Raw genomic sequence first — 23,852 nt, forward strand, 5'->3', positions numbered from 1 at the left:
ATGACAAGCCCCTGGCATCGCCACGATCTTCTCCATGGGATCTTCGGGGGCGAACAAGACTCGTTTCGGTGGGCTGGGCAAATGGTGGGGGGTGCTTGCGGGCGCATTATTGATCGCAGCCTGGATCAATTCCGCCGCCGGCCCAGCGGCTGTGGCGACTCTGTCCGCCGCCGTACTCATCTGGTGCTTCTTCCAGGCACCTGTGAGTTGCGGCGCACCCGTCCGCGGGCGGACCGACGGTTGTCGCAACAACGCGGCCGGCCTGCTGCTGGGATGCCACATCCGCCAGCACCGCTGGCAGAAGCTGAAGATGCTGATTCTGCGCCGACAGGTGCGAACCTTCTGCGCTGGTCTCTTTTCTGACGGCAAAGCGGTCATCGTGACCTTGGCCGGATTAGGCAGCTTCGTTTCGGGCCTGGTGGCCTTGGTTCCCGGCGTCATTGTCAAGTGACGGCAGAACCGCCTGAATCGGTCTCGCCCCACCTCGTATCGAACCTCTGAGGGCTGTCCCGCGAGGCGACCCCGGCCCGCGCCGGCCGACCTCGCCGGCCTGACCGCCCCGTTGCGCACCCTCCGTCGACGGTCTCCCCGACACGGTGCGGGGGAGACCTAGCCGCTCGTCTCCGACTCCAGCATGGCCCGCGTCGGCGCGTCGTACGCGCCCGGCGTGCGGGTCTGGATGCCGCGGGCGACCTGGTAGCGGCGCACGGCCCACTCCGTCGGGCTGTTGTAGTTGCCGTTCGCCTCGCCCGTGTAGAGGTTGAGCTCGCGGAGGCGGCGCTGGAGTTCGGCGACCTCCGGGCCGCGGTCGCCGCGGCTCAGGGTGCCGGAGCCGGCGCCCCACTCCTCCCGCTCGGAGCGGGAGGGGCTCGGCGCGGTACTGGTCCGCTCCTCGCTCGGGGTGGGGCTCGCGCTGGTGCGGCTCGGGGTCGGTGACGGCGACGCCGAGGCGCTGACCGAGGCCGACGCGGAGGCGGAGGCGGAGGCCGAGGCGGACGGCGCGGAGGACTCCAGGGAGGGCGCCCTCGAGGTCGTACCGGGAGCGGACGAGGCGACCAGGTCCGACGGATGCGTGTCGTCCGCCGTGACCTTCGAGGAGTCGCCACCCGAGGTGACCAGGACCGTGACGAGCGCCGCGACGCTCAGTACGCCCGCCACAGCTGCGAGCAGCGCCACGGGTGCCTTGCGGCGCTGCGGTTCCTCCGGCTCCGGATCGTCGCGCTCGGCGTCCGGCGCCGCGCGCTGCGGCGGCAGCGGCGCGGGCGTGTACGGGAGCGAGGCGCGCGGCGGCGCGGGCTCCTCCGGCTCGGGCAGCGTGACGTACGGGCGCACCCGCAGCGGGCCGAATCCCTCCGCCTCCCCCAGGTCCTGCCCCGGGTCGGTGCCCGGGTGGTTCGTCTCTTCGTGGTCGTTGCCGAACTGGTCGCTCACCGTGCTGTTCCCCATCCCCTGAGCGTTGTCCGCATTATGCAGACCGTATGAAGAACGTGTGGTGTCGGTCCGGGGAAAACGGACACCTCACCCTGGACTCAACAGGCCAAAACGGCACACAGCCACCAGGATGGAGGGGTCAGCTCTCCGGCCGGTCCGAGCCGAAGGGCCCGTGGAGGTGGCCATGAGCACCCAGGACAGCGGCACTCAGGACGGTGGTACTCGGGACGGCGGCGGCGCGGCGGGCAGGGCCCGTACGCACGCGGCCCTGCCGGACGACACGGCGAAGAGCGGCAGCGTCCTGGTGTCCATCGGCGCGCTGCTGCTCGGGATGCTGCTCGCCGCGCTCGACCAGACGATCGTCTCCACGGCCCTGCCCACCATCGTCAGCGACCTCGGCGGCCTCGACCACCTGTCCTGGGTGGTCACCGCGTACATGCTGGCGTCGACGGCCGCGACCCCGCTGTGGGGCAAGCTCGGCGACCAGTACGGGCGCAAGAAGCTCTTCCAGATCGCGATCGTGATCTTCCTGATCGGTTCGGCGCTGTGCGGCGTCGCGCAGAACATGCCGCAGCTCATCGGCTTCCGGGCGCTCCAGGGTCTGGGCGGCGGCGGCCTGATGGTGCTGTCGATGGCGATCGTCGGCGACATCGTCTCCCCGCGCGAACGCGGCAAGTACCAGGGCCTGTTCGGCGCGGTCTTCGGTGCGACGAGCGTGCTCGGCCCGCTGCTGGGCGGACTGTTCACGGAGCATCTGAGCTGGCGCTGGGTGTTCTACGTGAACCTGCCGATCGGGGTGGTCGCGCTCGCCGTGATCGCCGCCGCGCTCCACATCCCGGTCCGCGCCCGCAAGCACCGCATCGACTACCTCGGCACCTTCCTCATCGCGTCCGTCGCGACCTGCCTCGTGCTCGTCGCCTCGCTCGGCGGCACCACCTGGGACTGGGACTCGGCGCAGATCATCGGCCTCGCCGTACTGGGCGTGCTGCTCGCGGTCGTGTTCGTGTTCGTCGAGTTCCGGGCGGCGGAGCCGGTGCTGCCGATGAAGCTGTTCCGGGTGCGGACGTTCACGCTGTCCGCCGTGATCAGTTTCGTGGTGGGCTTCGCGATGTTCGGCGCGATGACGTACCTGCCGACGTTCCTCCAGGTCGTGCACGGGGTGTCGCCGACCATGTCGGGCGTGCACATGCTGCCGATGGTGTTCGGGCTGCTGATCGCGTCCACCGGGTCCGGGCAGATCGTCAGCCGCACCGGCCGCTGGAAGGTCTTCCCCGTCGTCGGCACCGCCGTCACCGCGCTCGGCCTGCTGCTCCTGCACAACCTCGACGAGAACAGCTCGACCCTGGAGATGAGCGGCTACTTCCTCGTCTTCGGCTTCGGGCTCGGCCTCGTCATGCAGGTGCTCGTCCTGATCGTGCAGAACGCGGTCCCGTACGAGGATCTGGGCGTCGCCACCTCGGGCGCGACGTTCTTCCGCTCCATCGGCGCCTCGTTCGGCGTCGCGATCTTCGGCACGATCTTCACCAACCGGCTCGCCACGAAGCTCACCGACGCCCTGGCCGGGCAGCAGCTGCCGCCGGGCGTCAGCCCGGAGTCGCTCGGCGCGGACCCGCGCGGCATCGCCGGCCTGCCGCCCGCGCTCCAGCCGCAGGTGCTGCACGCCTACTCGTCGTCCATCACCGACGTCTTCCTGTACGCGGCGCCGGTCGCGCTGCTCGCGTTCGTCCTGTCCTGGTTCCTCCGCGAGGACAAGCTCCGCGCCTCGGTGACCGCCCCGGACACGACCGAGACCCTCGCCTCCAACCCCGTGGAGCGGTCCTCGTACGACGAGTGCGCGCGGGCCCTGTCGGCGCTCGGCACGCGGGAGGGGCGGCGGGCGATCTACGAGAAGATCACCGCCCGGGCGGGCGAGGACCTGCTGCCGGCGGCGGGCTGGCTGATCCTGCGCATCAACCGGTACGGCTGGGCCGAGCCGTCCGCGCTCGCCGAGCGCAGCCGGGTCCCGCTCGCGGTGATCATCGCGGCGGCCCGGCAGGTCGAGGAGCGGCGTCTCGCGCGGCGCGACGGGCTCGACCTGGTGCTGACCGAGGAGGGCCGCGAGGTCGCGCGGCGGCTGGCGAAGGCCCGCGAGGAGTCCCTCGCGGAGCTGCTCGGCGACTGGTGGGGGCCCGACCGGCCGACCGACCTCAACCAGCTCGTCGCCGAGCTCAACACGGAGATGTGCGGATCGGACGCGGAGCGGCCGCACGACGGGAGGCCGGAGCGCGGACGGGCGGGCCTGCCCGCCTGAGCCCTACCTCTCCGTCTTCCGGAGGTCCTTGCTGAACCAGTGCTCGGCGTAGAGGGCGTCGTTGAACGCCTCGGTCTCCTCGTACCCGAGCCGGGCGTACAGGGCGCGGGCCTCCACGAGGTCGGTCCGGGTGTCGAGCCGGATCAGCTCGGCGCCCAGCTCGCGGGCCGCGTCCTCGGCGGCGGCCACGAGGCGGGCCGCGCCGCCGGTGCCGCGCAGGTCCGCCCGAACGTAGACCCGGGTGAGCTCGGCCGTGCCGGCGTCGGCGAGCCACACCCCGGCCATTCCGGCGGGCTCGCCCCGGTACCGGCCCACGAGGAGCCGGCCCTTCGGCGGCGTCAGATGATCGCCCGGGTCGGCGGCGATCTCCCGCTCCAGCTCGTCGGCGTCCGTGTCGCGGCCCTCGTACCGCTGGTACCAGCGGTCGCTCACCTCGGTGTAGTACGCGCGCCAGAGCGCGGCGGCGTCGGGCGAGTCATGGGGCTCGGCGGCAATGGTCCAGGCGGCTTCAGGCATCCCTGATGATGTTCCGCCCCGGGGGTCCCCCCGCAACCGGTTATCGCGGCCCCGGCACCGAGCACCCGGGTCAGTCCAGGCAGAACTCGTTGCCCTCGATGTCCTGCATCGTCAGGCACGACTCGTTCTCCTCGTCGGCCAGCTGCAGCAGCACCCGCGTCGCGCCGAGCTTCTCCAGACGGGCCTCCTCGGCCAGGATCACGGCGAGCCGCTCCTCTCCGACGAGCCCCTTGCCGACCCGTACGTCGAGGTGCACGCGGTTCTTGACGACCTTGCCCTCCGGGACGCGCTGGAAGTACATGCGCGGGCCCTGGCCGGTGGGGTCGGAGGCCGCGGCCCAGGAGCCGTCCCCGTCCTCGTCGACCGTCGGCACGTACCCCATCACCTCGCACCAGAAGCGGGCGACCCGCGCCGGGTCGGCGCAGTCGAAGGTGACCTGGATTTCCTTGATCGACGTCATCGGGCCATCGTAGGAGCGGTCCCCGCGGCCCGACACCCTATTTTTTCGACGGGCCCGATCACGGTCAGCGCGCCCCGGACGAGCAGTCCGGTCGTGAGGCCGTCCACGGTGCGCAGCCCGTCCCGCCGTCCGGCCGGACGGTGCGCAGCCCGTCCCGCCGTCCGGCCGCGAGGGCCCGCTCGGTCACCACGGCCGTGTCCGGGACGGGAACCATGGTCAGGGCGGCGAGCAGCCCGGTCGCCGCGAGCAGCTGTACGAACATGGCGCCCGGCCGCCGCGTCCCGGGCCGCGCTCAGCCCACGTGCAGCAGGATCTCCCCGTCGGCCGCCGCCTCGACGCGCACGGAGGTCAGGTCGTCGACCTGGACGGTGGGGCCGTACTCGGCGGCCCGGGGCCCGATCCCGACGACCCGCATGCCGGCGGCGAGGCCCGCCGCGATGCCCGCGCCGGAGTCCTCGAAGACGACGCAGTCGGCGGGGTCGACGCCCAGTTCGGCGGCGCCCTTGAGGAAGCCCTCGGGGTCGGGCTTGCTGGCGCCCACGTTCTCGGCGGTCACCCGGACCGTCGGGTAGGGCAGCCCCGCGGCGGCCATCCGCCCGGTCGACAGGGGGACGTCGGCCGAGGTGACCAGGGCGTGCGGGAGGCCGCCGGTGATCAGCGCGTCGAGGAACGCGGCCGCGCCCGGCACGGGCACGACGCCGTCCATGTCGGCGGTCTCCTCGGCGAGCATGCGGGCGTTGTCCGCGTGGTTCTCGGCCATGGGGCGGTCGGGCAGCAGCAGCGCCATCGAGGCGTAGCCCTGGCGGCCGTGCACGACCCGCATGACCTGGTCGGGGTCGAGCCCGTGACCGGCGGCCCAGCGCAGCCAGCAGCGTTCGACGACGGCATCGGAGTTGACGAGGGTGCCGTCCATGTCGAGCAGCAGGGCGCGTGCGGACAGAACGGTGGGCGTGGCCGTCATCGGGGGGCTCCAGGGAACGGAGGCGGGGGTGCGGGTCCAAAGCGGGCCCCGCCCGCCGGTCAGGGAGACGGGCGGGAACCACTTTGTTCCCCCACGGTACAAAGCGGGCCCGCAATATCCAAATCCGCCCCGAATGGAGCGCCGCCAGGGGTGCGGGGACCCGCCCGACCAGCCATGACGGCGCCCCGCCCGGCGCCGGAATCCCAACTGGCGGCAGGGCGGGCCTGATTGACCCCTTGTCGAACCATCAACTTGACGCGACCCTGTCACCCAACGGACGCCCACCCGCAACCCCACTCGGCCACCATCCGAACGACCAGCGTCCGAACGGCCCCCCACACCCAGGGAGTTCACATGCCCAGCCGCACCTTCTACGCGCGTCGACGCACGGCCCTGATCACCGCCGCGGCGGCCACCGCCGCCCTGACCGCCCTCACCGTCACCCCGGCGGACGCCTCCCCGCCCACCCCCGTCAGCGCCTCCACCGCCCGCGCCTACCTCTCCGAACTGACCGTCAAGGCCGAGGGATCGAGCGACGGCTACAGCCGCGACAAGTTCCCCCACTGGATCACCCAGTCCGGCACCTGCAACACCCGCGAGGTCGTCCTCAAGCGCGACGGCACGAACGTCGTCACGGACTCCAACTGCGCGGCCACCTCGGGGCGTTGGTACTCCGAGTACGACGGCGCCACCTGGACCGCCGCGTCGGACCTGGACATCGACCACGTCGTCCCGCTGTCCGAGGCCTGGAAGTCCGGCGCCAGCTCCTGGACGACGGCGCAGCGCCAGGGCTTCGCCAACGACCTGACCCGCCCCCAGCTCATCGCGGTCACCGACAACGTCAACCAGTCCAAGGGTGACCAGGACCCGGCCGAGTGGATGCCCTCGCGCACCGCGTACACGTGCACGTACCTGCGTATGTGGGTCCAGGTGAAGCACTACTACAACCTCACGGTCGACTCGGCGGAGAAGAGCGCGATCCAGTCCGGCCTCAGCGGCTGCTGACCCCTCCCGGGACGGAAACCCCGGAACCGCAGGGCCCGCCTCCGGCGTTCCAGTGCTACAAAGCGCGCGGGGAATGCCGGAGGACGAGCGGAGGCGATCACGTGGCGGGACTGCGCCTGGGCCCATTGCTGCGGTACGTGGACGAGGACACGGCGACGGTCTGGGTGGAGACGGCCCGGCCCGCCCTCGCCGAGGTCCGCTGCGCGGACGGCGCGGCGGGCAGCGCGCGCACGTTCCAGGTCGAGGGGCACCACTACGCCCTGATACCGGTCACCGGTCTCACCCCGGGCACCGAGACGGCGTACGAGGTGAGCGTCGACGGCCGCCGCGTGTGGCCCGAGCCGGACTCCCCCTTCCCCGCGAGCACCATCCGCACCCCGGACCACGGCGCCCCCGGCCCCGCCCCGTTCCGTGTCACGTTCGGCTCCTGCCGCTGGGCCGCGCCGCCCGCCGGAGGCCACGACCCGGCGGGCCCGGACGCCCTGGACACCCTCGCGGCGCACCTGGCCGCCGACCCCGGCGCCGACCGCCCCGACGTCCTCGTCCTGCTCGGCGACCAGGTCTACGCGGACGAGACGTCCCCCGCGACGCGCGCCTGGCTGGCCCGCCGCCGCGAACTCTCCGACCCGCCGGGAGCGCAGGTCGCGGACTACGAGGAGTACACGCACCTCTACTACGAATCCTGGCGCGACCCCGAGGTCCGCTGGCTGCTCTCCACCGTGCCCAGTTGCACGATCTTCGACGACCACGACCTGATCGACGACTGGAACACGAGCGCGGCCTGGCTCGCCGACATGCGCGCGACCCCGTGGTGGCGCGAGCGGCTGCTGAGCGGCCTGATGTCGTACTGGGTGTACCAGCACCTGGGGAACCTGACACCCGCCGAGCTCGCCGCCGACCCCTTGTACGAGGAGGTGCGCGCGACGCCGGACGGGACGAACGCCCTGCGCGCGTTCGCCGCGCGGGCCGACGCCGATCCGGCGCACGTCCGCTGGAGCTACCGGCGCGATTTCGGCCGCACCCGGCTGCTGATGGTCGACACCCGCGCCGCCCGCGTCCTGGACGAGCCGGAGCGGGCCATGCTCGACCCGGACGAGGCCCGCTGGCTGCGTGACCAGGCACTCGACACCGCGCGGGACTGCGACCACCTGCTCATCGGCACCTCCCTGCCGTGGCTGCTGCCGCATCTGATCCACGACGTGGAGCGGTGGAACGCGGCGCAGTGCGCGGGTGAACGCGGCCCGCGCCGGGCCCGGTTCGGGGAGTCCCTGCGGCGGCGGGCCGACCTGGAGCACTGGGCGGCGTTCCCGGACTCGTTCGACGCGCTGACGGAGCTGATAGCCGAGGCGGGTTCGGGGCCGGCCGCCCCGGCGACGGTCTGCGTCCTGTCCGGGGACGTGCACCACGCCTACGTCGCCGAGCCACGCTGGCCCGAGGACTTCCCCGCGGGCGTGCCGAGTTCCCGCGTCGTGCAGCTGACCTGCTCCCCCGTGCACAACTCGATCCCCGCCACGATCCGTCTGGGCTTCCGGCTGGGCTGGAGCCGGCCCGCGCGCGCCTTCGGCGAACGGCTCGCCCGGCGCCTTCGCCCGAGTGGATCCGGAATCGACTGGCGGCGCACGGGCGGCCCCTGGTTCGGGAACCAGTTGATGACGCTGACCCTGCGGGCACGGGACGCCGAGCTGACCCTCGATCAGGCGGACCCGCGGCGCGGGCTGACACGCGTCACCAAACGGAACCTGAACTGAGGCCTTCTGGAGCCGTGCCGGAGACGTCGGATTTGGCTAAATGTTGAACTTGCAAGTTCAAGTAAGGTTCCCCTAATCTCTGGGCTCCCCCAACATGAGGAGTCCCCACCATGACTGGACGTCTGAACAGCGCCCAGCCCTACGCCCTCGGCCTGTTCCGCATAGTCGTCGGCCTGCTCTTCGCCTGCCACGGCACCGCATCCCTCTTCGGCTACCCCGAGAGCCCGATGGGCGGAGCCGCTCCCGCCGTCGGCGCCTGGCCGGGCTGGTACGCCGGTGTCATCGAGGTCGTCTGCGGCGCCCTCGTCCTCGTCGGCCTCGGCACCCGCGCGGCCGCGTTCCTGGCCTCCGGCGCGATGGCCTACGCCTACTTCGACGTCCACCAGTCGATGGCCCTGTGGCCCATCGCCAACGGTGGCGACGCCGCCGCCCTGTTCTGCTGGGCGATGCTGCTCCTCGTCTTCACCGGCTCCGGCGCCCTCGGCCTGGACCGGCTGTTCGCGGCGCGCGGTGCGCGCACGTCCGGGGAGCAGAGCCCCGAGCGCGAGAAGGTCGCGGCCTGACCGCGCCCCGCACCACACGCACCACCCGCACGACGCGTCCGGACCTCAGCCCAGCGACGCGAACGGCACCGTGAAGCAGGCCACGCGGTGCCCCGCCCCGCCGGGCGCGTCGTGCAGCACCACCGATTCGGCCTCGCCCCGGCGCAGACCCCACGCCTTGTGCACGACGGCCCGGCCGTCGCCCGCCCGGTCGGTGGTGAAGTCCAGCCAGACCTCGTTCGCGGCGTCCGCCCGCCCGGGGTCCTCCTCGTGCCGGTAGTGGCCGCCCGCCGCCTCGGGATCGGCCCCGCACGGCTCCCGGTGGACGTGCGCCCCGTAGTCGTGGCCCGGCTCCAGCCCTTCGACGGCGAGCCGTACGGTCATGTCGCCCCGACCGCCCTCCTGTTCGACCTCGATCGACGCGCCCGGCGGCACGAGCCGGTCGTCGTAGGTGACCGCGGCCGACGGCACGAAGGCCGTGGGCGGCGCGAAGCGCCCCTCGACCCGCAGCCAGTACGCGTCCGACCCGCCGCCGCCCGGCGCACCGCCCGCGACGCCGGCGCCGCCCGTCGCGAGCACGGCCGCCGCGAGGACGCCGCTCACCATTCCTGTGACCATCACCGGTTCCTCCTCGTACCCCTGCACCCCCCGCGCCCCCTGGTCCGTTGGTACGGGACACCGGCCTTTGGCGCCCGGTCCGACACGGCGATCGAGTGAACGTGACGTGGGGAACATCTGTACCCCTTGCGTCACTTCAGCAACTCTTGAGGCGTACGCTGTACAGCTGTCATCAGCCGCTCCCAGCCCGGAGGAACGGTCGGAGGAACATCACAAGAACGGTCGTACGGGTCGACGTACGGGGAGTGGACACGCGGTGTTGGAGAGTGTGGGGTCGCTGACCGGCAGTCCCTGGATCTACGCGATCGTCGCCGTCTCGGTCCTCTGCGACGTCTTCCTGCCCGTGCTGCCGAGCGGTGTCCTCGTGATCACCGCGGCGACCGCCGCGGCGGCCGGCACCGGCGCGGCCACCGGGGAGGTCCCGCACGGGGTGCCCGACCTGCTGGCGCTCACGCTGAGCGCGGCGACCGCCTCCGTCCTCGGCGACCTCGTCGCCTACCGGCTGGCCTGGCGCGGCGGCGACCGCCTCGACCGGGCCATCGCCCGCTCCCGGCGACTGTCCACCGCGCAGGAACGTCTCGGCGGGGCGCTCGGCCGCTCCAGCGGCGGACTGCTCGTGATCATCGCCCGGTTCGCGCCCGCGGGCCGCTCGGTGGTCTCCTTCGCGGCCGGCACGGCGCACCGCCGGGTCCGCGAGTTCCTGCCCTGGTCGGCCCTGGCGGGTTTCGCCTGGGCCGCGTACAGCGTCGCGCTCGGCTACTTCGGGGCGCACTGGCTCGGCGCGGGCTGGATGTCCACGCTGGTCTCGCTGCTCGCCCTGGTGGGCGCGGGGTTCGTCGCCGCGTACGTGATGCGCCGCCCGGCCCCGGTGGCTCAGGAGGCCTGAGCCGCCTCGGCGGGTCTCGGGTGCGATCCGCGTACCTCCAGGCCGTCGAGCAGGGCGGCGGTGGCGCGGGCGATCTCGTCCACGGCCCGGTCGAACACCTCGCGGTTGTGCGCGGCCGGGGCCCGGAAGCCGGACACCTTGCGCACGTACTGGAGGGCTGCGGCCCTGATCTCGTCCTCGGTGGCCTCTTCGGGCTGGGCGGGCGGGCGGAGCGTCTTGATGCTGCGGCACATGTCTTCAGTCTGACGCGCCGAGCCACCCCTGTCAGACGTACACACGTTCGCGTGAACCGGGCCGAGTCACTCGCCTCACTAAATCGAACAGACGTACCATTGGCGGGTGGCAGCGAACGATGACTCCGCCCCCGACTTCGACTACCCGAGCGACCTCCTCGCCGGTCAGGAGGAGCTGCACCAGGTCCGGGCCGATCTCCAGGCCCTCCTCAAGCGGCTCCCCTGGTCCGTGGAGCCCCTCGACGCCGTGAGCGACACCCAGGGCTGGCGCAAGCTGGAGCGCCCGGCCTCTCCGGGCTGGACCGGCGACGAGCAGGCCGAGGTCGAGAAGCTCCGGCAGCGCGAGCTGGAGCTGGCCGTCTTCGTGACGTGCCACCGCTACTGGTCCGGCCTCAGCGGCACCGAGGCGGTCCGCGCCCGCGCCGCCCTCAAGCACCTCCACGAGCGCCCCGGCACGGACGAGCCCGGCTGACGCGCCCCGCCCCCGCCCTCGCCCTCGCTCCCGCCCGGGAATGACGAAAGCCCCCTCACCGGTCGTGGTGAGAGGGCTTCGTACGGGACGGACACGGTGGGCGCGGACGGTTTCGAACCGCCGACATCCTGCTTGTAAGGCAGGCGCTCTACCCCTGAGCTACGCACCCGGCAGCCTGGCGCTGTGACCAGGACGAGCCGACAGCCTACCCTGCCGACGCCCGTGCCCCGCAAACCCGTATCGGGCCGGGCCGCTGCGGGGGTTTACCCCACCGTGGATCCGGTGGCCGTCCGGATCCCGCCCGGACCGCTCCCCCCGTACGTTCATGACGGGCCGGACGCCGAGGCGGCCCGCACCAGCCGTCGCCCCAGGGGGAGTTCGCCATGACCGTCCGCCGTCCGCACCGCACCGCCCGCGTGCTCGCCGTCACCGCCGCCACCGCCGCCCTCGCGGCGGGCCTGACGGCCTGCGGTGCCGACGCCGGCGACGACACCCGGCCCGAGCACCGCTCCTTCGCCCTCCAGGGCCGCACCCTCACCGTCGACTCCGACGACTCCGCGCTCGAACTCGTCCCCGCGGACGGCGACGAGGTGAAGGTCACCCGGTGGTTCCAGGGCTCCACCGTGATCGGCTCCGACCCGCGGACCACCTGGCGCTGGGACGGCGACGAGGACCGGCTGACGCTGCGCCTCGACTGCTCCGGCTTCATCGCCGACTGCTCGTCCCGGCACCGCGTCGAGGTGCCGCGGGGCGTCGAGGTCGTCGTACGGACCGACGACGGCAGCGTGCGCGCCACCGGCTTCCGGCACGGCCTCGACATCACCTCGCAGGACGGCTCGGTCCGGATCGGCAACAGCTCCGGGCCGCTGCGGGTGCGCAGCGACGACGGCTCCGTGAAGGCCACCGGGATCGACGCCCGCCAGGTGTCCGTGCGCACCCAGGACGGCTCGGCGGACCTGGACCTGCGCACCGTGCCCGACCGGGTCGACGCCGTCAGCGACGACGGCTCGCTCGATGTCGCGCTGCCCGGATCGGCCGCGTACCGGGTGAGCTCGCACACGGACGACGGCTCGGTCCGGGTGTCCGTGCGGCGCGACGCCGACAGCGCGCACCGGGTCACGGTCCGCACCCAGGACGGAAAAGTCACCCTCCGAACCGCGAACTAACGGGGCCGTGTGTTCGTCATTAACCGGTGGGAGAATGAACACCGGTCAAGGCTGGCGACGGGCACAGGAGAGGTCAGAGGTTGGTGACGACGGCGACGACGAAGCGTCCCCGAGGGGTGCGTGGCCGTGTCGTTCAGCGCCGCGTCCCCGCGTCCCCCTGGCGGGACCTCCTCACTCTGACGCTGCTGCCGGTGCCGCTGCTGGCCGCCGCGGTCACCGCCTCGTTCCACGCGGGCGGTACGCGCCGCTGGTTCGGCGGCCGCTCGGAGAGCCAGCGGGCCGAGGCGCAGGCCGCCAAGGACGCGGCCGCCGCGGCGTTCTACGAGCTGGACACCGCCCAGCGCGACCTGCGGATCTCCATCGAGACCATCACGGCCGTCGACGACTCCCCCGCCGCCCGCCGCGCCGTCACCGACTTCCAGCAGCTCGGCGCCCGCATCGACGAGGCCAGCGGGCGGTACATCACCGCGGTCGACGCCCACGACCTCGACCGGGACGACCTGGAGGCCTCCGTCGCCGCGCGTGCCCGGGGCGAACTGGCGCGGGCGAAGGACGACTTGGTCCGGGTCAAGCAGGACCTCGACCGGTTCGCGCAGGGGCTCGGCCCGCTGCTCGGCAAGGCCGAGACCCAACTGGCCCGGCTCGCCCCCGCCGTGGAGCGCGCCCGCCAGGCCCTGCTCGCGGCGACGAACGCGCTGGACGCGGTCCGCCAGGCCGGGCTCAAGGCCGACGACCTCGCGGCCCGGCTCGCCGCCCTCGGCCCCGAGCTGACCAGGCTCAACCAGGGGGCCGGGCAGCACGGCGTGCCCGAGACCCTGGAGCGGGCCGAGCGGGTCGCCCGGGACGCCGAGGCGGTGCGCGCGGAGGCGCAGCGGCTGCCCGAGAAGGCCGCCGAGATCGACCGCAGACTCGTCTCGCTGCGCACCCGCGCCCAGGCCCTGACCACCCGGGCCGGGCAGGTCGAGCCGGTCCTGAGCGAGCTGCGGCGCCGGTTCGCCGCCGCGTGCTGGCAGGACCTCCAGCGCGTCCCGGAGCTCGCCGCGGAGAACGTGAAGCAGGCCGAGACCAAGCTCGCCGAGGCCCGCACGGCCCGCGACGAGCAGCGCTGGCCGGACGCGACGTCCCGCCTCTCCACCGTCCGCGCCCTGCTCAACACGACGGACGAGTCGGTCTCCGCGGCCTCCGACCGGCTGCGGCGGCTGAACGCGGTGGCGAAGGACCCGCAGCAGGAGATCGACCGTACGCGGTTCGCGATCCGGGACGCGCAGCGCCTCGCGATGGCCGGCCGCGCCACGCCCGATCCGCGGCACGCCCGCCCGCTGGACGACTCGGTGGGCCGGCTCGACCGCGCCGTCGCCGGCCTGGAGGGCCGCCACCCCGACTACTGGCACTTCCTGACCGAGACGGAGGCGGTGCGGCAGACCGTCGCCCGGGTCGTCGCCCAGATCCGCGAGGACCGCGGCGGGGCCGCCTGACCTGCGCGTCCTCTCGGCCTCCGGCGATGTTGGCACTCGCCGTGCGGCGGGCGGATCCTTGGAGTACGTACGCGCGAGGAGGCGAGGCGATCATGGCGGCCACGCAAGTACTCCACCCACGATCCCGGCGGCGCGTCAGGCTGGACGAGCACCTGCCCGTCGATCACCGGCTCAGCCAGGTCTACCGCGCCGGGGCGGGTCTCATGGGTCTCGTCCTGCTGGCCTTCGGCATCCTCGGCCTCATCGACAGGATCGGCTTCTTCGACACGGGCGGTGACACCGTCGCGGGCCTCAACACGAACGGCGCGCTCAGCGTGCTGTCCATCTGCGTCGGCCTGCTGCTGTTCGCCGGCATGGTCGTCGGCGGCAACTTCGCGTCGACCCTGAACATGACGCTGGGCGTCCTGTTCATCCTCAGCGGCTTCGTGAACCTGGCCCTGCTCGACACCGGTGCGAACTTCCTGGCGTTCAAGATGCAGAACGTGCTGTTCAGCTTTGTCGTCGGGCTGCTGCTGATGTTCTTCGGCATGTACGGGCGGGTCAGCGGGGGGCTGCCGCACGACAACCCGTACTGGCAGGCCCGCCACCGCCCCGACGAGCTCTAGGGCCTAGCCGCAGCAACCGCCTCCGCAGCAACCGCCGCCTCCGCCTGCGCCTGCGGCGCTGGGGGCGCGTCCGGCGCCGCCGGTCATCGCGACGGTCGACAGGAGCTTGACCGTGTCCGAGTGGCCCGCGGGGCAGCTCGCCGGAGCCGACGACTCAGCCATCGGCCGAGCCAGCTCGAACAGCTCCCCGCACTCGCGGCACCGGTATTCATAACGAGGCATGCGGACAGCCTACGGCGTTGTGGGCCCCCTCTGAGCGCCGTCGCATTGTCCGGCGCCCCGAGCGCACCCTGGCCAACGAGCCTCGCCCGCCCCACCGGGGTTGGTCGGCCTCGACTACCGCGCCGTCTTCCGGGGCGGACGATCGTCGCCGACTACCGCGCCGTCGTGGCTGATCGCGCAGTTCCCCGCGCCCCTCACGGAACCCATCCACCCGGCGCTGACAGCCTCTGGCCCTACCCGTCCCGCCATTCGCCCCAGCCCTTCTCCCACCCGCCCGCCCCCTCCGGGGGCGCGTCGGCCCGGCACCCAGCCTCGGGCAACACCCCAGCGCCAACCACACGTTCCGGTCGGGCCCGCCTTGCCCCGGCACTCCGGCCCCGGCCGCGCATGCGGTCGACCCTGCCTTGGGCAGCCTGCCGCCTGGGGCGATGGGGGTACCCCCCTGCTCGAGCGCAGCCGGGAGCTTGGGGAGGGTGGATAAGGCGGCACCCCGGCGCCGGGTATGCGATCGGTCAGCCTCCGCTCCAACGCCGTTGGGGCCGAACACCGTCGGCGACTGCCGCGCCGTCGTGGCTGATCGCGCAGTTCCCCGCGCCCCTGACGGGGCGCATCTGCCCTCGCCTTGATCTCGCCCTCGGCGGAGCCGCTGATCCGTCCAGTGCCGGGCCGACGCCCCCGGAGGGGGCGGGCGGGTGGGAGCGGGGCTGGGCCAGGGCGCGGATACAGGCACAGGTACGGGTACGGCGCGCGGGCATGGGCGCGGGCACAGGCACGGGCGCGCAACCCCGCCCGCGCCTGGGGTCCGATTCGGTCCCCGGCGACGGGGCGTGGGCCGGCCCCGGCGCCGGTCGGCTGGGCCGGGATCGGCTCCGGCGCCGGGTGGGTCAGAGTTCGTTCAGGAAGGCTCGGAGGATTGATTCGCCGGCCAGGACTCCTCGGTCGGGGAGGGGGGTCACGTGGGGGGCCGTCCAGCCCAGGTCCGCGAGTTCGCCGTGGTCGGGGCGCCAGCCCAGGTCCACCACGCCGAGAAGATCCGCGTCCAGCAACGAGTCCCCCGCCCCGAGCACCCGCCCGGCGCCGACCCGCCGGGCGACCTCCCGTACGGCCGCGCCCTTGGTGAGCGGCTTCGGCACGGCGTAGACCTTGCGGCCCTGCAGGGAGACGGACCAGCCGAGCTCCTCCGCCCACGCCCCGAGCTCCTTGACCCAGCCCTCGGGCAGCCGCGCCCGGTCCACGACCAGGTACGCGAACAGGTCCTCGGCGACCCGCTCCTTGAGCAGCCACTGCGGATCGGTGGCCGCCACCATCCGCTCCCGCACCTCGGCGAGCGGCGCGCACTCGTGCTCCAGCCGCTCCCCCACGGCCGCCCGCCAGTCGGGGTCGGAGACGCCGTCGACCAGCAGGTGCCCGCCGTTCGCGGTGATCGCGTACTTCGGCACGGGCCCGGGCAGCCGGATCCGCCCGTACTGCTCCCGCGTCCGCGTGGTCGTCGGCACGAACACGGACCGCCGGCCCAGCTCGGCCAGCAGTCCGGCCGCGTCCTGCGTGACGTAGGACAGCGGCTTGCTCTCGTAGACCTCGACGCAGAGCAGGCGCGGGGCCTGCGCGTCGGGCATCGTGAGCCCGAGGGCCCCGGCCGAATAGATCAACGTACGGTCGAGGTCGCTCGCGACGACCGAGACACCCGCGCTCGCACCCACGGCAGCACTCCCCGCGCTCACTTCGACGCCACCGCCTTGCCGTCCGCACCCGTCGCCCCGCGCGTGAACCGCGGGTGGATCAATCCGACGCAGCTGTACGGCAGTTCGTCCACGGTCTCGACCGGGACGCCGCGCTGCTCGGCGAGCAGGCGCACGTGGTCGAGGTCCGCTCCGGCGTCCGCGCGGGCCAGGATCTTCCACGGCACGCGGCGCAGCAGCACCCGGGTCGTCTCACCGACACCGGGCTTGACCAGGTTCACGTCGTGGATGCCGTACTCCTCGCTGATCCGCTCGACGGCGGCCCAGCCCTCCCAGGTGGGTGTGCGGTCGGCCTCCAGGAGTTCCTTGACGGCGAGGTCCACCGCGTCCGTGACGTCGTCGAAGCATGCGGCGACCGCGTCGAGGAACGCGCCGGAGACGTCCGCGCCGGCCAGCTCCCGGTAGAACTTCGCCCCGTGGAAGTCCTCGGGCCCCACCAGGTCGGCGCGCAGCACGGTGCGCGATATCAGCCCGGACACGGTCGAGTTGAGGCAGGCGGAGGGGATGAGGAAGTCCTCGCGGGTGCCGTAGGTGCGCACGCAGGATCCGGGGTCGGCGAGCACCGCGATCTCCGGGTCGAAGCCGGCCGCGCCCCCGGACGCCTCGAACTCCCGTATCGCCGCGGCGAGTTCGCGGGTGATGGCGCCCTTGCCGGTCCAGCCGTCGACGAAGACGACGTCACGCGGGTCGTGGTGGGCGGCGAGCCAGCGCAGCGCGTTGGCGTCGATGCCGCGGCCGCGGACGATGGAGACGGCGTAGTGCGGCAGGTCGAGGTCGTGCCGGTGCGCGGCCCAGCGGCGCATGAGCACGCCCACGGGCGTGCCGGCGCGGGCCAGCGAGACGAGGACGGGGCGCCGGCCGGGGCGCTCGGCGAGCACGGTCTCGGTGACGACGCCGACGGCCCGGGCGATGCGCCCGGCGGAGGTGTCGAGCGCGGCGTGGAAAAGCTCCTGGTACTGCTCGCTGGGCTGGTACTCGACGGGCAGCGACTCCGCGTAGTGCGCGCCGCCGCTCTGGATGGCCTCCTCGCGCTCCTCGGTGGGCGCCTCCAGGGTCACGTCCGAGAGGTCCTGGAGCAGCCAGCCGACCTCGTCCGGGGCGTACGAGGAGAAGGCGGGGCCGCGCAGCGGCTCGGGCAGGGGCATGGGGGGCCTTTCGGGCGCGGTCGCGGACGCGGGCACGTAGGAGGGGATGACGACGACCACGACGCGGGCGGTGTGCTCGGCGACGCGGTCGAGGAGGCCGCCGGGCGCGCTCAGCCCGGGGGTGTCGCCGGCCGAGTCGAGGCAGACGACGACGGTGTCGAAGCCGCCGCCCGCCACGTTGTACGCGAAGCGGTCGCCGGGGCCGTCGGCCGGGTCGTCGTGCGCGGGGAAGACGAGGCGGGTGCGGATCGCGTAGCCGGGGTCGTCGACGGCGAGGACGGGCGAGCGGGTGGTGGTGGAGTACGCGAGGTCGGCGCCGGTGTCCTCCAGGGCGGTGGCCAGGCGCAGCGGGGCGTACATCAGCTCCTCGTTGCCGAGGACGAGGGTGCGGCCCTCGATGTGGGGGGCGATGCGCGCGGCCATGGCGGGCAGCGCGGCCTCCAGGGCGGCGCGGTGCGCGGGCGTGAAGCCGTGCCGGCCGCCGTCGGGCACGCCGGCCGGCCAGCCGAGCCCGGTGACGCGGACGATCTCGCCGCGCTCGCTCCCGGGCGGGGGCGCGCCGGCGCCCTCGTGCTCCTCGACGAGCGCCTGGCCCTTCTCCAGCACGCCGTCGGGCAGGGCGACCGTGCCGCGGGCGGCGGCGACGAGGTCGACGCGGGCGCCGATCTCGGCGGCAAACGCGTCGAGGCGGCCCTGGTCGCCGGGCGAGCGCATGTCGACGAGCGCGACGATGACGTAGTGGTCGCGGGCGTGCAGTTCGTGCAGGGCGCGGATCGTGTTGAGGACCGTGTTGCCCGTGGAGAACTCGTCGTCGACGAGGACGAGCGGTCCGTCGCCGGCGAGGAGGGCGGGGTCCTCGGGGAGCAGCAGGTGCGAGGTGGCGTGGGAGTGGGACTCCTCGAAGCCGCCGGCGCGGGCGACGCCCTCGACGGGGCGGCGCGTGGAGTGCAGGTAGGGGGCCAGTTCGATGCCGTCGGCGACGGCGTGGCCGAGGCCGGTCGCGGTCTCCGCGTAGCCGAGCACGACGGCGCGGGCGGCCTGCGCGTCGCCGAGCAGCGCGCGGACGCGTACGCCCAGGTCGTGGCCCGCGGCCCGGACCACGGAGGGGCGCTGCGGGACGTGCTTGCCCAGCACGTTCGACACGAGCAGATGGGCCCGCTTGGGGTTGCGGCGCAGCGCGAGGCCGAGCAGCTCCGTCAGTCGCCGCTCACCGTCCCGCTCCACGCCGTTCAGCTCGACGCCGAGCCGCTCGGCGACCCAGGTACCCGTCCACACCACGTCGTTCCCGTTTCCTTCCACGTTCGTCGTACGGCTCATGCGGGCAGGCCCGCCGCCAGGAGTTCCACGAAGCCGACGTCCTCGCGGGCCACGCCGAAGGCCTCGGCGCGCTGGAGCGTGCGCTCGGCCCAGGCGCGGTGCGGCTTCACCTCGTTCATCTTGTTCGTGTACGCGGAGCGCATGACGCCGCCGCCGTCGCGCTCGGGGCGCAGGATGTCCCGGGCGTCGCTGTACTCCTCGTGGCTGACCACGGACAGCGCGTGCACGGGCAGGACGTGCGAGGGGTGGATGCAGGTCTTGCCCTGCAGCCCGTTGGCCCGGTCGAGCTCGATCTCACGCAGCAGGCCGTCCATGTCGTGCTGGATGAGGGCCTGGCGCAGCTCGTCGGCCCGGACCTCCAGGAAGGGGCTGCGGCGCAGCTGCGGCTTGAACATGCGCTCCTGGTGGCGGAAGTACTCCCAGACGGGTCCGGTCACGGTGAAGCCGGTGCCGTCGGAGCGGCCGAGCCGGTTGACGACGTCGCCGATGACGGAGGCCACGATCTGGACGTCGTACGCGGTCATGTCCGGCGGCCGGCGCAGCCCGTACGCGGAGCAGAAGTCGGTGACGCCGAGGCGCAGGGCGAGGACGCGGTCGCGGTACTTGTCGACGGTGCGAGAGATGCCGGCGAGCGTCTCGGTGCGGGTCTCCAGGTGCAGCAGCTCGGGGGACTCCAGGACAGGCATGGCGAAGAGCCGCCGGCCGGTGGCCGCCTCGGCGGCGGTGAGCGCTTCCAGGAAGGGGACGCCGCGCTCCTCGGTGAACTTCGGCAGTACGAATCCGGACAGCAGCGCGACGGAGGCGCCGAGCCGGTCGGTGAGGCCGGTGATCTGCTCGGGGGTGCGGACCCTGATGAAGAGCAGTGGGGGTTCGGCGGCGCCGTCCGTGACGCGTGTGTGCAGGTCGGCGAACTGGCGGACCAGGTTGTCCTCGGCGCCGGCGACCTCGGCGTCGTCGATCGAGTCCTCCAGGCACAGCACCATGGACACGACGCCGCGGCCGGCCTGCTTGAGCACGTCGTCGGCGAGGCGGGGGCGGGTGGCCGGGCTGTAGAGCGTGGCGCCGAGCGCGGCCGCGAGGAGCCGGGGCGAGGAGTCGGCCGAGAAGGCGCGCGGCTCCTCGTGGAACAGCCGTTCCCGCACCTCAGGGGCTATGTGCCCGAAATGACGCATGTGAGTCCCCCGATGATTTCCCGTTGGTGTGGTGGCAGACAGGTGCTGCACGGACTGTGCCGAGCTGACAAGAGGTGGCCGGTAATAGTACGTACAAACGTGTGTCAAGGGTTCCCGTGTGCCATGAAATTCAGGTAACCCACGCATGTCGTACACGTCCTTCCGGACGGTGTGTGCAGGGTCGTGCGCAGGCGATGACGGGGCCCCGCATTGTCCGGGCCGGGGCCGGGAGGGCAGGATGACCGCATGACGCACGCGATGCTCAAGGGGGCGAACATCCCGCTCGACGCCACGGCGGTGCGCGCCGTGCTCCGGTGGTCCCCGGGGCAGGACGTGCCGCCGGTGGACGCGTCGGCGCTGCTGCTCGGCCAGAACGGCCGGGTCCGCTCCGACGACGACTTCGTCTTCTACAACCAGCCGCGCCACCCTTCGGGGAAGGTCTGGCGGCTCGGTCAGAAGCGGGTCCCCGACGGGATGACGGACACGATCCAGGCGGACCTGGCGGGGATACCCCCGGAGATCTCCCGGGTCCTGCTGACGGCCTCCCCGGACGACGGCGTCAGCTTCGACCAGGTGCCGGGCCTGCGGATGAGCGTCTACGACGCGGCGGCGGGCGAGGGTGCCGAGCCGCTCGCGTACTTCGACATCAAGCCGGAGACGGGCGCCGAGACCGCGCTGATCTGCGCCGAGCTGTACCGGCGGGACGGCGGCTGGCGGCTGCGCGCGGTGGGTGAGGGCTACTCCAGCGGTCTGGTCGGGCTCGCCACGGACTTCGGCATCCTGGTCGACGAGGCCGCGGTTCCCGAGCCGGAGCCGGAGCCCGCCCCGCCGGCCCCGCCGGCCTCGGCCACCCCGGTCACGGCCCCGGTGGCCCCGCCGGCCCCGGTGTCCTCCGAGTCCGTGACGACGGCGCAGGTCTCGCACCAGCCGCCGCCCTCCCCTGCCTTCCCGGTGCCTCCGCAGCAGTCTCCGGGCTACGGGTATCCGCCGGCCCCGGCGACGCAGCCGGCGCCGCCCTCGCAGCCCGCCTACGGCTATCCGCAGCCGGTGGCGGCCGCGGCCGGGGCTGCGGACCCGGCGTTCCGCATGCCGCCGCAGGGCCCCCAGTTCATCGGGCGGTGACCCGGGGCGGGCGCCTCGCTCAGGGGCGCTCGCCCACCTTGGGCTTGTAGCCCCGGCCCCACTGCAGGCCCCAGCCGTACAGCCGGTCCAGCTCGGACTGGAATCCGTACACGAACTTCACCTCGCGCCGTACGACGAGGTCGCCCTTGACGTTCTCGATGGAGACGACGGCGCAGGAGCGGGCCTGCGGGGCGCGCTCGTCGAGGCTGATCTCGATGCGCGGCCCGTTGCTCGGGTACAGCGTGACGATGGCGTGGGTACGGTCGAACGCCGGCGTCTGGTCGTAGATGTAGACGAACACCAGCAGGCGTTTGATGGCGTCGCGGTGGTCGAGATTGACGTAGATCGTCTCGCCCGACGCCGAGCCGAACCGGTCGTCCCCGCTGAGCTTCACGTACGGCGGCGCGTTCAGGTCCCCGAAGAAGCTGCCCAGCGGCTGGACGACGCCCTTGTCGCCGTCCTTCAGCTCGTACAGGCAGCCGAGGTCCAGGTCGACGTTGACCATCGACTGGGTGTGCGCCTGGACGACGTCCGGCTTGAACATGCGGGACGGATGGCGCAGCAGGCTGCTGCGCTCCGGCCCGCCGAGGTCCGTGGTGCGCATCCGCCAGGACAGGTTCACGCGCAGGTTGCCGGTCGCGGCGCCCTGCTTGGACAGGGAGACCGCGGGGTGCCGCTTGGTCAGCTCGATCGCGTTGGTCGCGGCGCTGCCCGAGTCGAAGTCGAACTGCGCCGAGCGCCCGCTCCACAACCGGTCCCAGAAGGACATCTCCGCCCCCAGATTCAGTGGTCCTCCACATGCCGACGGGGCGGCCGCGGAGGACTCGTCCTCGTACGGCCGCCCCGTCCAGAGCGTTCCAGAAATGACCCCCGGGTCAAACCCCGGACGTCACCTCGGCTTTGTCCGTGCTGCCGCCCTCCTCGGCCGCGAGGCGCTTGTTGCGCCGCACCGACGAGAAGAAGGACCAGGCGATCAGGACGACACCGACGAGACCGGTGATGATCTCGTGGATCTCGTACTGGATGGTGACCAGGAGGATCACGGCGAGGGCGCCGATCGCGTAGTGCGCACCGTGCTCCAGGTACACGTAGTCGTCCAGGGTGCCTTGGCGGACCAGGTAGACCGTGAGCGACCGGACGTACATGGCGCCGATGCCGAGGCCGAGCGCCATGAGGACGATGTCGTTGGTGATCGCGAAGGCACCGATGACGCCGTCGAAGGAGAAGGACGCGTCAAGGACCTCGAGGTAGAGGAACATGAAGAACGCGGCCTGGCCGGCCAGCAGCACCGCGGACTTGGGCTTGCCCTCGCGTGCGGCGCGCTCCTCCTCCTCGTGCTCGCGCTCTTCCTCCTCCTCCAGGCGGTTCTCGAAGAAGCTGGAGAGGCCGCCGACGATCAGGTACGTGATGAGGCCGCCGACGCCCGCGAGGAGGACGGTGGCCTGCTTGTCGACGTGGGCGCCGCCGTGCTGGTGCGCGTTGAGCGCGACGGTCAGGGAGGCGACGAGCAGGACGATCAGCGCGATGCAGACCGAGAGCATGTCGACCTTGCCGAGCTTGGCCAGCGGCCGCTCGATCCAGCGCAGCCACTGGATGTCCCGCTCCTCGAAGATGAAGTCGAGGAAGATCATCAGCAGGAACATGCCACCGAAGGCGGCGATGGACGGGTGCGCGTCCGTGACCAGCTGCTGATAGCGGTCGGGCTGGTTGAAGGCCAGGTCGACGGCCTCGATCGGGCCCATCTTGGCGCTGATCGCGACGATGACGACGGGGAAGACGAGGCGCATGCCGAAGACGGCGATGAGCACGCCGATCGTGAGGAAGATCTTCTGCCAGAAGGCATTCATCTTCTTCAGGATCCCGGCGTTGACGACCGCGTTGTCGAAGGACAGAGAGATCTCCAGGACCGCGAGAATCGCGACGACCCCGAAGGCTGTCCATCCGTCGTAGAACACCGCCGCGATCAAACCGAGCACGGTGATCGCGAACGACCAGCCGAAGGTTTTCAGAACCACTGGCTACCCCATCGTGTGTACGGGTTTCCCCGTGCTGGTTGTACGGGGCTCCCCCGCTCCGCGCACGGCTTTACGAAACATTGACTCCGAAGTCTAGAGCGATGCCCCGCAGCCCGGACGCGTACCCCTGACCGACCGCACGGAACTTCCACTCGCCGCCGTACCGGTACACCTCGCCGAAGATCATCGCCGTCTCCGTGGAGGCGTCCTCGGAAAGGTCGTAGCGCGCCAGTTCCTGACCGTCCGCCTGATTCACCACGCGGATGAACGCATTGCTGACCTGGCCGAAGGTCTGGCCCCTGTTGTCCGCGTCGTGAATGGACACCGGAAAAACGATCTTGTCGCAGCCGGCCGGAACGCGGGAAAGGTCGATGATGATCGACTCGTCGTCGCCATCGCCCTCACCGGTCAGATTGTCGCCGGTGTGCTCGACCGAGCCGTCGGGGCTGGTGAGCTGGTTGTAGAAGATGAACCACTCGTCGCCCATGACGCGACCGCCGCTGCACAGCAGTGCGCTGGCGTCCAGGTCGAAGTCGGCTCCCGTGGTGGAACGCGCGTCCCAGCCGAGGCCCACCAGGACCTGGGCCAGATTCGGTGCGGCCTTGGAGAGGGAGACATTGCCCCCCTTGGCGAGCGTGACGCCCATGATCGTGGTCCTCCCCGATGTGGAACGGTGCTGTGGTCGAGCGCGTCCGGCGCCGCACTGCTGGAG

General features: G+C 72.5%; 25 protein-coding genes and 1 tRNA gene. 11 read left to right on the forward strand and 15 right to left on the reverse strand.

Annotated features, from left to right (window positions below; all coding sequences use genetic code 11):
* Nucleotides 1-34 precede the first annotated feature (34 nt).
* Complete coding sequence (locus ACFW9D_RS12525) at nt 35-451, forward strand: hypothetical protein (protein WP_384620950.1); 417 nt, start codon at nt 35-37, stop codon at nt 449-451.
* 158 nt (nt 452-609) lie between these two features.
* On the opposite strand, the gene ACFW9D_RS12530 is transcribed toward ACFW9D_RS12525, so the two are convergent.
* The gene (locus ACFW9D_RS12530) at nt 610-1,446 is read right to left on the reverse strand and encodes a peptidoglycan-binding protein (protein ID WP_384620952.1); all 837 of its coding nucleotides are present in this window, start codon (nt 1,444-1,446) and stop codon (nt 610-612) included.
* A gap of 169 nt (nt 1,447-1,615) precedes the next feature.
* Here ACFW9D_RS12530 and ACFW9D_RS12535 point away from each other — a divergent pair, with 169 nt between their 5' ends.
* Nucleotides 1,616-3,721, forward strand: coding sequence for a DHA2 family efflux MFS transporter permease subunit (locus ACFW9D_RS12535; RefSeq protein WP_384620955.1), 2,106 nt, complete (start codon nt 1,616-1,618; stop codon nt 3,719-3,721).
* A 3-nt stretch (nt 3,722-3,724) separates the two neighbouring features.
* Here the strand turns inward: ACFW9D_RS12535 and ACFW9D_RS12540 are convergent, their stop codons facing one another.
* From ACFW9D_RS12540 to ACFW9D_RS12555, 4 genes are all read right to left on the reverse strand, one after another.
* Nucleotides 3,725-4,237, reverse strand: a complete 513-nt coding sequence (locus ACFW9D_RS12540) for a GNAT family N-acetyltransferase (RefSeq protein ID WP_384620958.1) — start codon at nt 4,235-4,237, stop codon at nt 3,725-3,727.
* Nucleotides 4,238-4,307: 70 nt separating this feature from the next.
* On the reverse strand, nt 4,308-4,697 hold the full coding sequence (locus tag ACFW9D_RS12545) for a VOC family protein (RefSeq protein WP_188339161.1): 390 nt from the start codon (nt 4,695-4,697) through the stop codon (nt 4,308-4,310).
* 64 nt (nt 4,698-4,761) lie between these two features.
* Nucleotides 4,762-4,959 (reverse strand): hypothetical protein, encoded by a 198-nt coding sequence (locus tag ACFW9D_RS12550; protein WP_384620961.1) that lies wholly within the window; start codon nt 4,957-4,959, stop codon nt 4,762-4,764.
* A 30-nt stretch (nt 4,960-4,989) separates the two neighbouring features.
* On the reverse strand, nt 4,990-5,658 hold the full coding sequence (locus ACFW9D_RS12555) for an HAD-IA family hydrolase (protein ID WP_188339160.1): 669 nt from the start codon (nt 5,656-5,658) through the stop codon (nt 4,990-4,992).
* A 354-nt stretch (nt 5,659-6,012) separates the two neighbouring features.
* On the opposite strand from ACFW9D_RS12555, the gene ACFW9D_RS12560 reads away from it, so the two are divergent.
* The 3 genes from ACFW9D_RS12560 (at nt 6,013) to ACFW9D_RS12570 (ending at nt 8,974) form a co-directional block, all read left to right on the forward strand.
* The gene (locus ACFW9D_RS12560) at nt 6,013-6,663 is read left to right on the forward strand and encodes an HNH endonuclease family protein (protein ID WP_384620965.1); all 651 of its coding nucleotides are present in this window, start codon (nt 6,013-6,015) and stop codon (nt 6,661-6,663) included.
* A gap of 101 nt (nt 6,664-6,764) precedes the next feature.
* Complete coding sequence (locus tag ACFW9D_RS12565) at nt 6,765-8,411, forward strand: alkaline phosphatase D family protein (RefSeq protein ID WP_384620968.1); 1,647 nt, start codon at nt 6,765-6,767, stop codon at nt 8,409-8,411.
* 110 nt (nt 8,412-8,521) lie between these two features.
* Nucleotides 8,522-8,974, forward strand: coding sequence for a DoxX family protein (locus ACFW9D_RS12570; RefSeq protein WP_384620971.1), 453 nt, complete (start codon nt 8,522-8,524; stop codon nt 8,972-8,974).
* A 45-nt stretch (nt 8,975-9,019) separates the two neighbouring features.
* Here the strand turns inward: ACFW9D_RS12570 and ACFW9D_RS12575 are convergent, their stop codons facing one another.
* Nucleotides 9,020-9,571: a superoxide dismutase family protein gene (locus tag ACFW9D_RS12575; RefSeq protein WP_384620999.1), complete on the reverse strand. Its 552-nt coding sequence runs from the start codon at nt 9,569-9,571 to the stop codon at nt 9,020-9,022.
* 256 nt (nt 9,572-9,827) lie between these two features.
* Between ACFW9D_RS12575 and ACFW9D_RS12580 the strand changes: the two genes are divergently transcribed.
* A complete protein-coding gene (locus tag ACFW9D_RS12580; protein WP_384620973.1) occupies nt 9,828-10,457 on the forward strand; it encodes a DedA family protein in 630 nt (209 codons plus the stop codon).
* Here ACFW9D_RS12580 and ACFW9D_RS12585 read toward each other — a convergent pair.
* Complete coding sequence (locus ACFW9D_RS12585) at nt 10,445-10,690, reverse strand: DUF2277 domain-containing protein (RefSeq protein ID WP_188339155.1); 246 nt, start codon at nt 10,688-10,690, stop codon at nt 10,445-10,447. The two genes, ACFW9D_RS12580 and ACFW9D_RS12585, sit on opposite strands and share 13 nt — an antisense overlap.
* A gap of 106 nt (nt 10,691-10,796) precedes the next feature.
* Between ACFW9D_RS12585 and ACFW9D_RS12590 the strand changes: the two genes are divergently transcribed.
* On the forward strand, nt 10,797-11,162 hold the full coding sequence (locus tag ACFW9D_RS12590) for a hypothetical protein (protein WP_188339154.1): 366 nt from the start codon (nt 10,797-10,799) through the stop codon (nt 11,160-11,162).
* Between the two features lie 97 nt (nt 11,163-11,259).
* On the opposite strand, the gene ACFW9D_RS12595 is transcribed toward ACFW9D_RS12590, so the two are convergent.
* Nucleotides 11,260-11,331, reverse strand: a tRNA-Val gene (locus tag ACFW9D_RS12595).
* A gap of 214 nt (nt 11,332-11,545) precedes the next feature.
* Here ACFW9D_RS12595 and ACFW9D_RS12600 point away from each other — a divergent pair.
* The 3 genes from ACFW9D_RS12600 to ACFW9D_RS12610 all read left to right on the forward strand — a co-directional run bounded on the left by ACFW9D_RS12600 (nt 11,546) and on the right by ACFW9D_RS12610 (nt 14,408).
* Nucleotides 11,546-12,328: a DUF4097 family beta strand repeat-containing protein gene (locus ACFW9D_RS12600; RefSeq protein WP_384620976.1), complete on the forward strand. Its 783-nt coding sequence runs from the start codon at nt 11,546-11,548 to the stop codon at nt 12,326-12,328.
* Between the two features lie 116 nt (nt 12,329-12,444).
* Nucleotides 12,445-13,803, forward strand: coding sequence for a hypothetical protein (locus ACFW9D_RS12605; RefSeq protein WP_384620979.1), 1,359 nt, complete (start codon nt 12,445-12,447; stop codon nt 13,801-13,803).
* A 92-nt stretch (nt 13,804-13,895) separates the two neighbouring features.
* Nucleotides 13,896-14,408, forward strand: coding sequence for a DUF4383 domain-containing protein (locus ACFW9D_RS12610; protein WP_188339151.1), 513 nt, complete (start codon nt 13,896-13,898; stop codon nt 14,406-14,408).
* A gap of 3 nt (nt 14,409-14,411) precedes the next feature.
* On the opposite strand, the gene ACFW9D_RS12615 is transcribed toward ACFW9D_RS12610, so the two are convergent.
* The 4 genes from ACFW9D_RS12615 to ACFW9D_RS12630 all read right to left on the reverse strand — a co-directional run bounded on the left by ACFW9D_RS12615 (nt 14,412) and on the right by ACFW9D_RS12630 (nt 20,003).
* Nucleotides 14,412-14,630, reverse strand: a complete 219-nt coding sequence (locus ACFW9D_RS12615; protein WP_384620982.1) for a zinc ribbon domain-containing protein — start codon at nt 14,628-14,630, stop codon at nt 14,412-14,414.
* A gap of 884 nt (nt 14,631-15,514) precedes the next feature.
* On the reverse strand, nt 15,515-16,246 hold the full coding sequence (locus tag ACFW9D_RS12620) for an HAD family hydrolase (protein WP_384621002.1): 732 nt from the start codon (nt 16,244-16,246) through the stop codon (nt 15,515-15,517).
* A gap of 101 nt (nt 16,247-16,347) precedes the next feature.
* Nucleotides 16,348-18,831: a phosphoribosyltransferase gene (locus tag ACFW9D_RS12625; RefSeq protein ID WP_384620985.1), complete on the reverse strand. Its 2,484-nt coding sequence runs from the start codon at nt 18,829-18,831 to the stop codon at nt 16,348-16,350.
* A complete protein-coding gene (locus tag ACFW9D_RS12630) occupies nt 18,828-20,003 on the reverse strand; it encodes an HpcH/HpaI aldolase/citrate lyase family protein (protein ID WP_384620987.1) in 1,176 nt (391 codons plus the stop codon). The genes ACFW9D_RS12625 and ACFW9D_RS12630 overlap by 4 nt, the downstream gene beginning before the upstream one ends.
* A 246-nt stretch (nt 20,004-20,249) precedes the next feature.
* Between ACFW9D_RS12630 and ACFW9D_RS12635 the strand changes: the two genes are divergently transcribed.
* Complete coding sequence (locus ACFW9D_RS12635) at nt 20,250-21,125, forward strand: TerD family protein (RefSeq protein WP_384620989.1); 876 nt, start codon at nt 20,250-20,252, stop codon at nt 21,123-21,125.
* A gap of 19 nt (nt 21,126-21,144) precedes the next feature.
* Here the strand turns inward: ACFW9D_RS12635 and ACFW9D_RS12640 are convergent, their stop codons facing one another.
* From ACFW9D_RS12640 to ACFW9D_RS12650, 3 genes are all read right to left on the reverse strand, one after another.
* Nucleotides 21,145-21,894 carry a Tellurium resistance gene (locus tag ACFW9D_RS12640; protein ID WP_188339145.1) on the reverse strand — a complete coding sequence of 250 codons (750 nt, stop codon included), beginning with the start codon at nt 21,892-21,894 and terminating at the stop codon, nt 21,145-21,147.
* A gap of 106 nt (nt 21,895-22,000) precedes the next feature.
* Nucleotides 22,001-23,140: a DUF475 domain-containing protein gene (locus ACFW9D_RS12645; RefSeq protein WP_188339144.1), complete on the reverse strand. Its 1,140-nt coding sequence runs from the start codon at nt 23,138-23,140 to the stop codon at nt 22,001-22,003.
* A 70-nt stretch (nt 23,141-23,210) separates the two neighbouring features.
* The gene (locus tag ACFW9D_RS12650) at nt 23,211-23,786 is read right to left on the reverse strand and encodes a TerD family protein (RefSeq protein ID WP_188339143.1); all 576 of its coding nucleotides are present in this window, start codon (nt 23,784-23,786) and stop codon (nt 23,211-23,213) included.
* Nucleotides 23,787-23,852 lie beyond the last annotated feature (66 nt).

Origin of the sequence: Streptomyces sp. NPDC059524, from assembly GCF_042749255.1 — a bacterium.
GTDB lineage: Bacteria > Actinomycetota > Actinomycetes > Streptomycetales > Streptomycetaceae > Streptomyces > Streptomyces xanthii.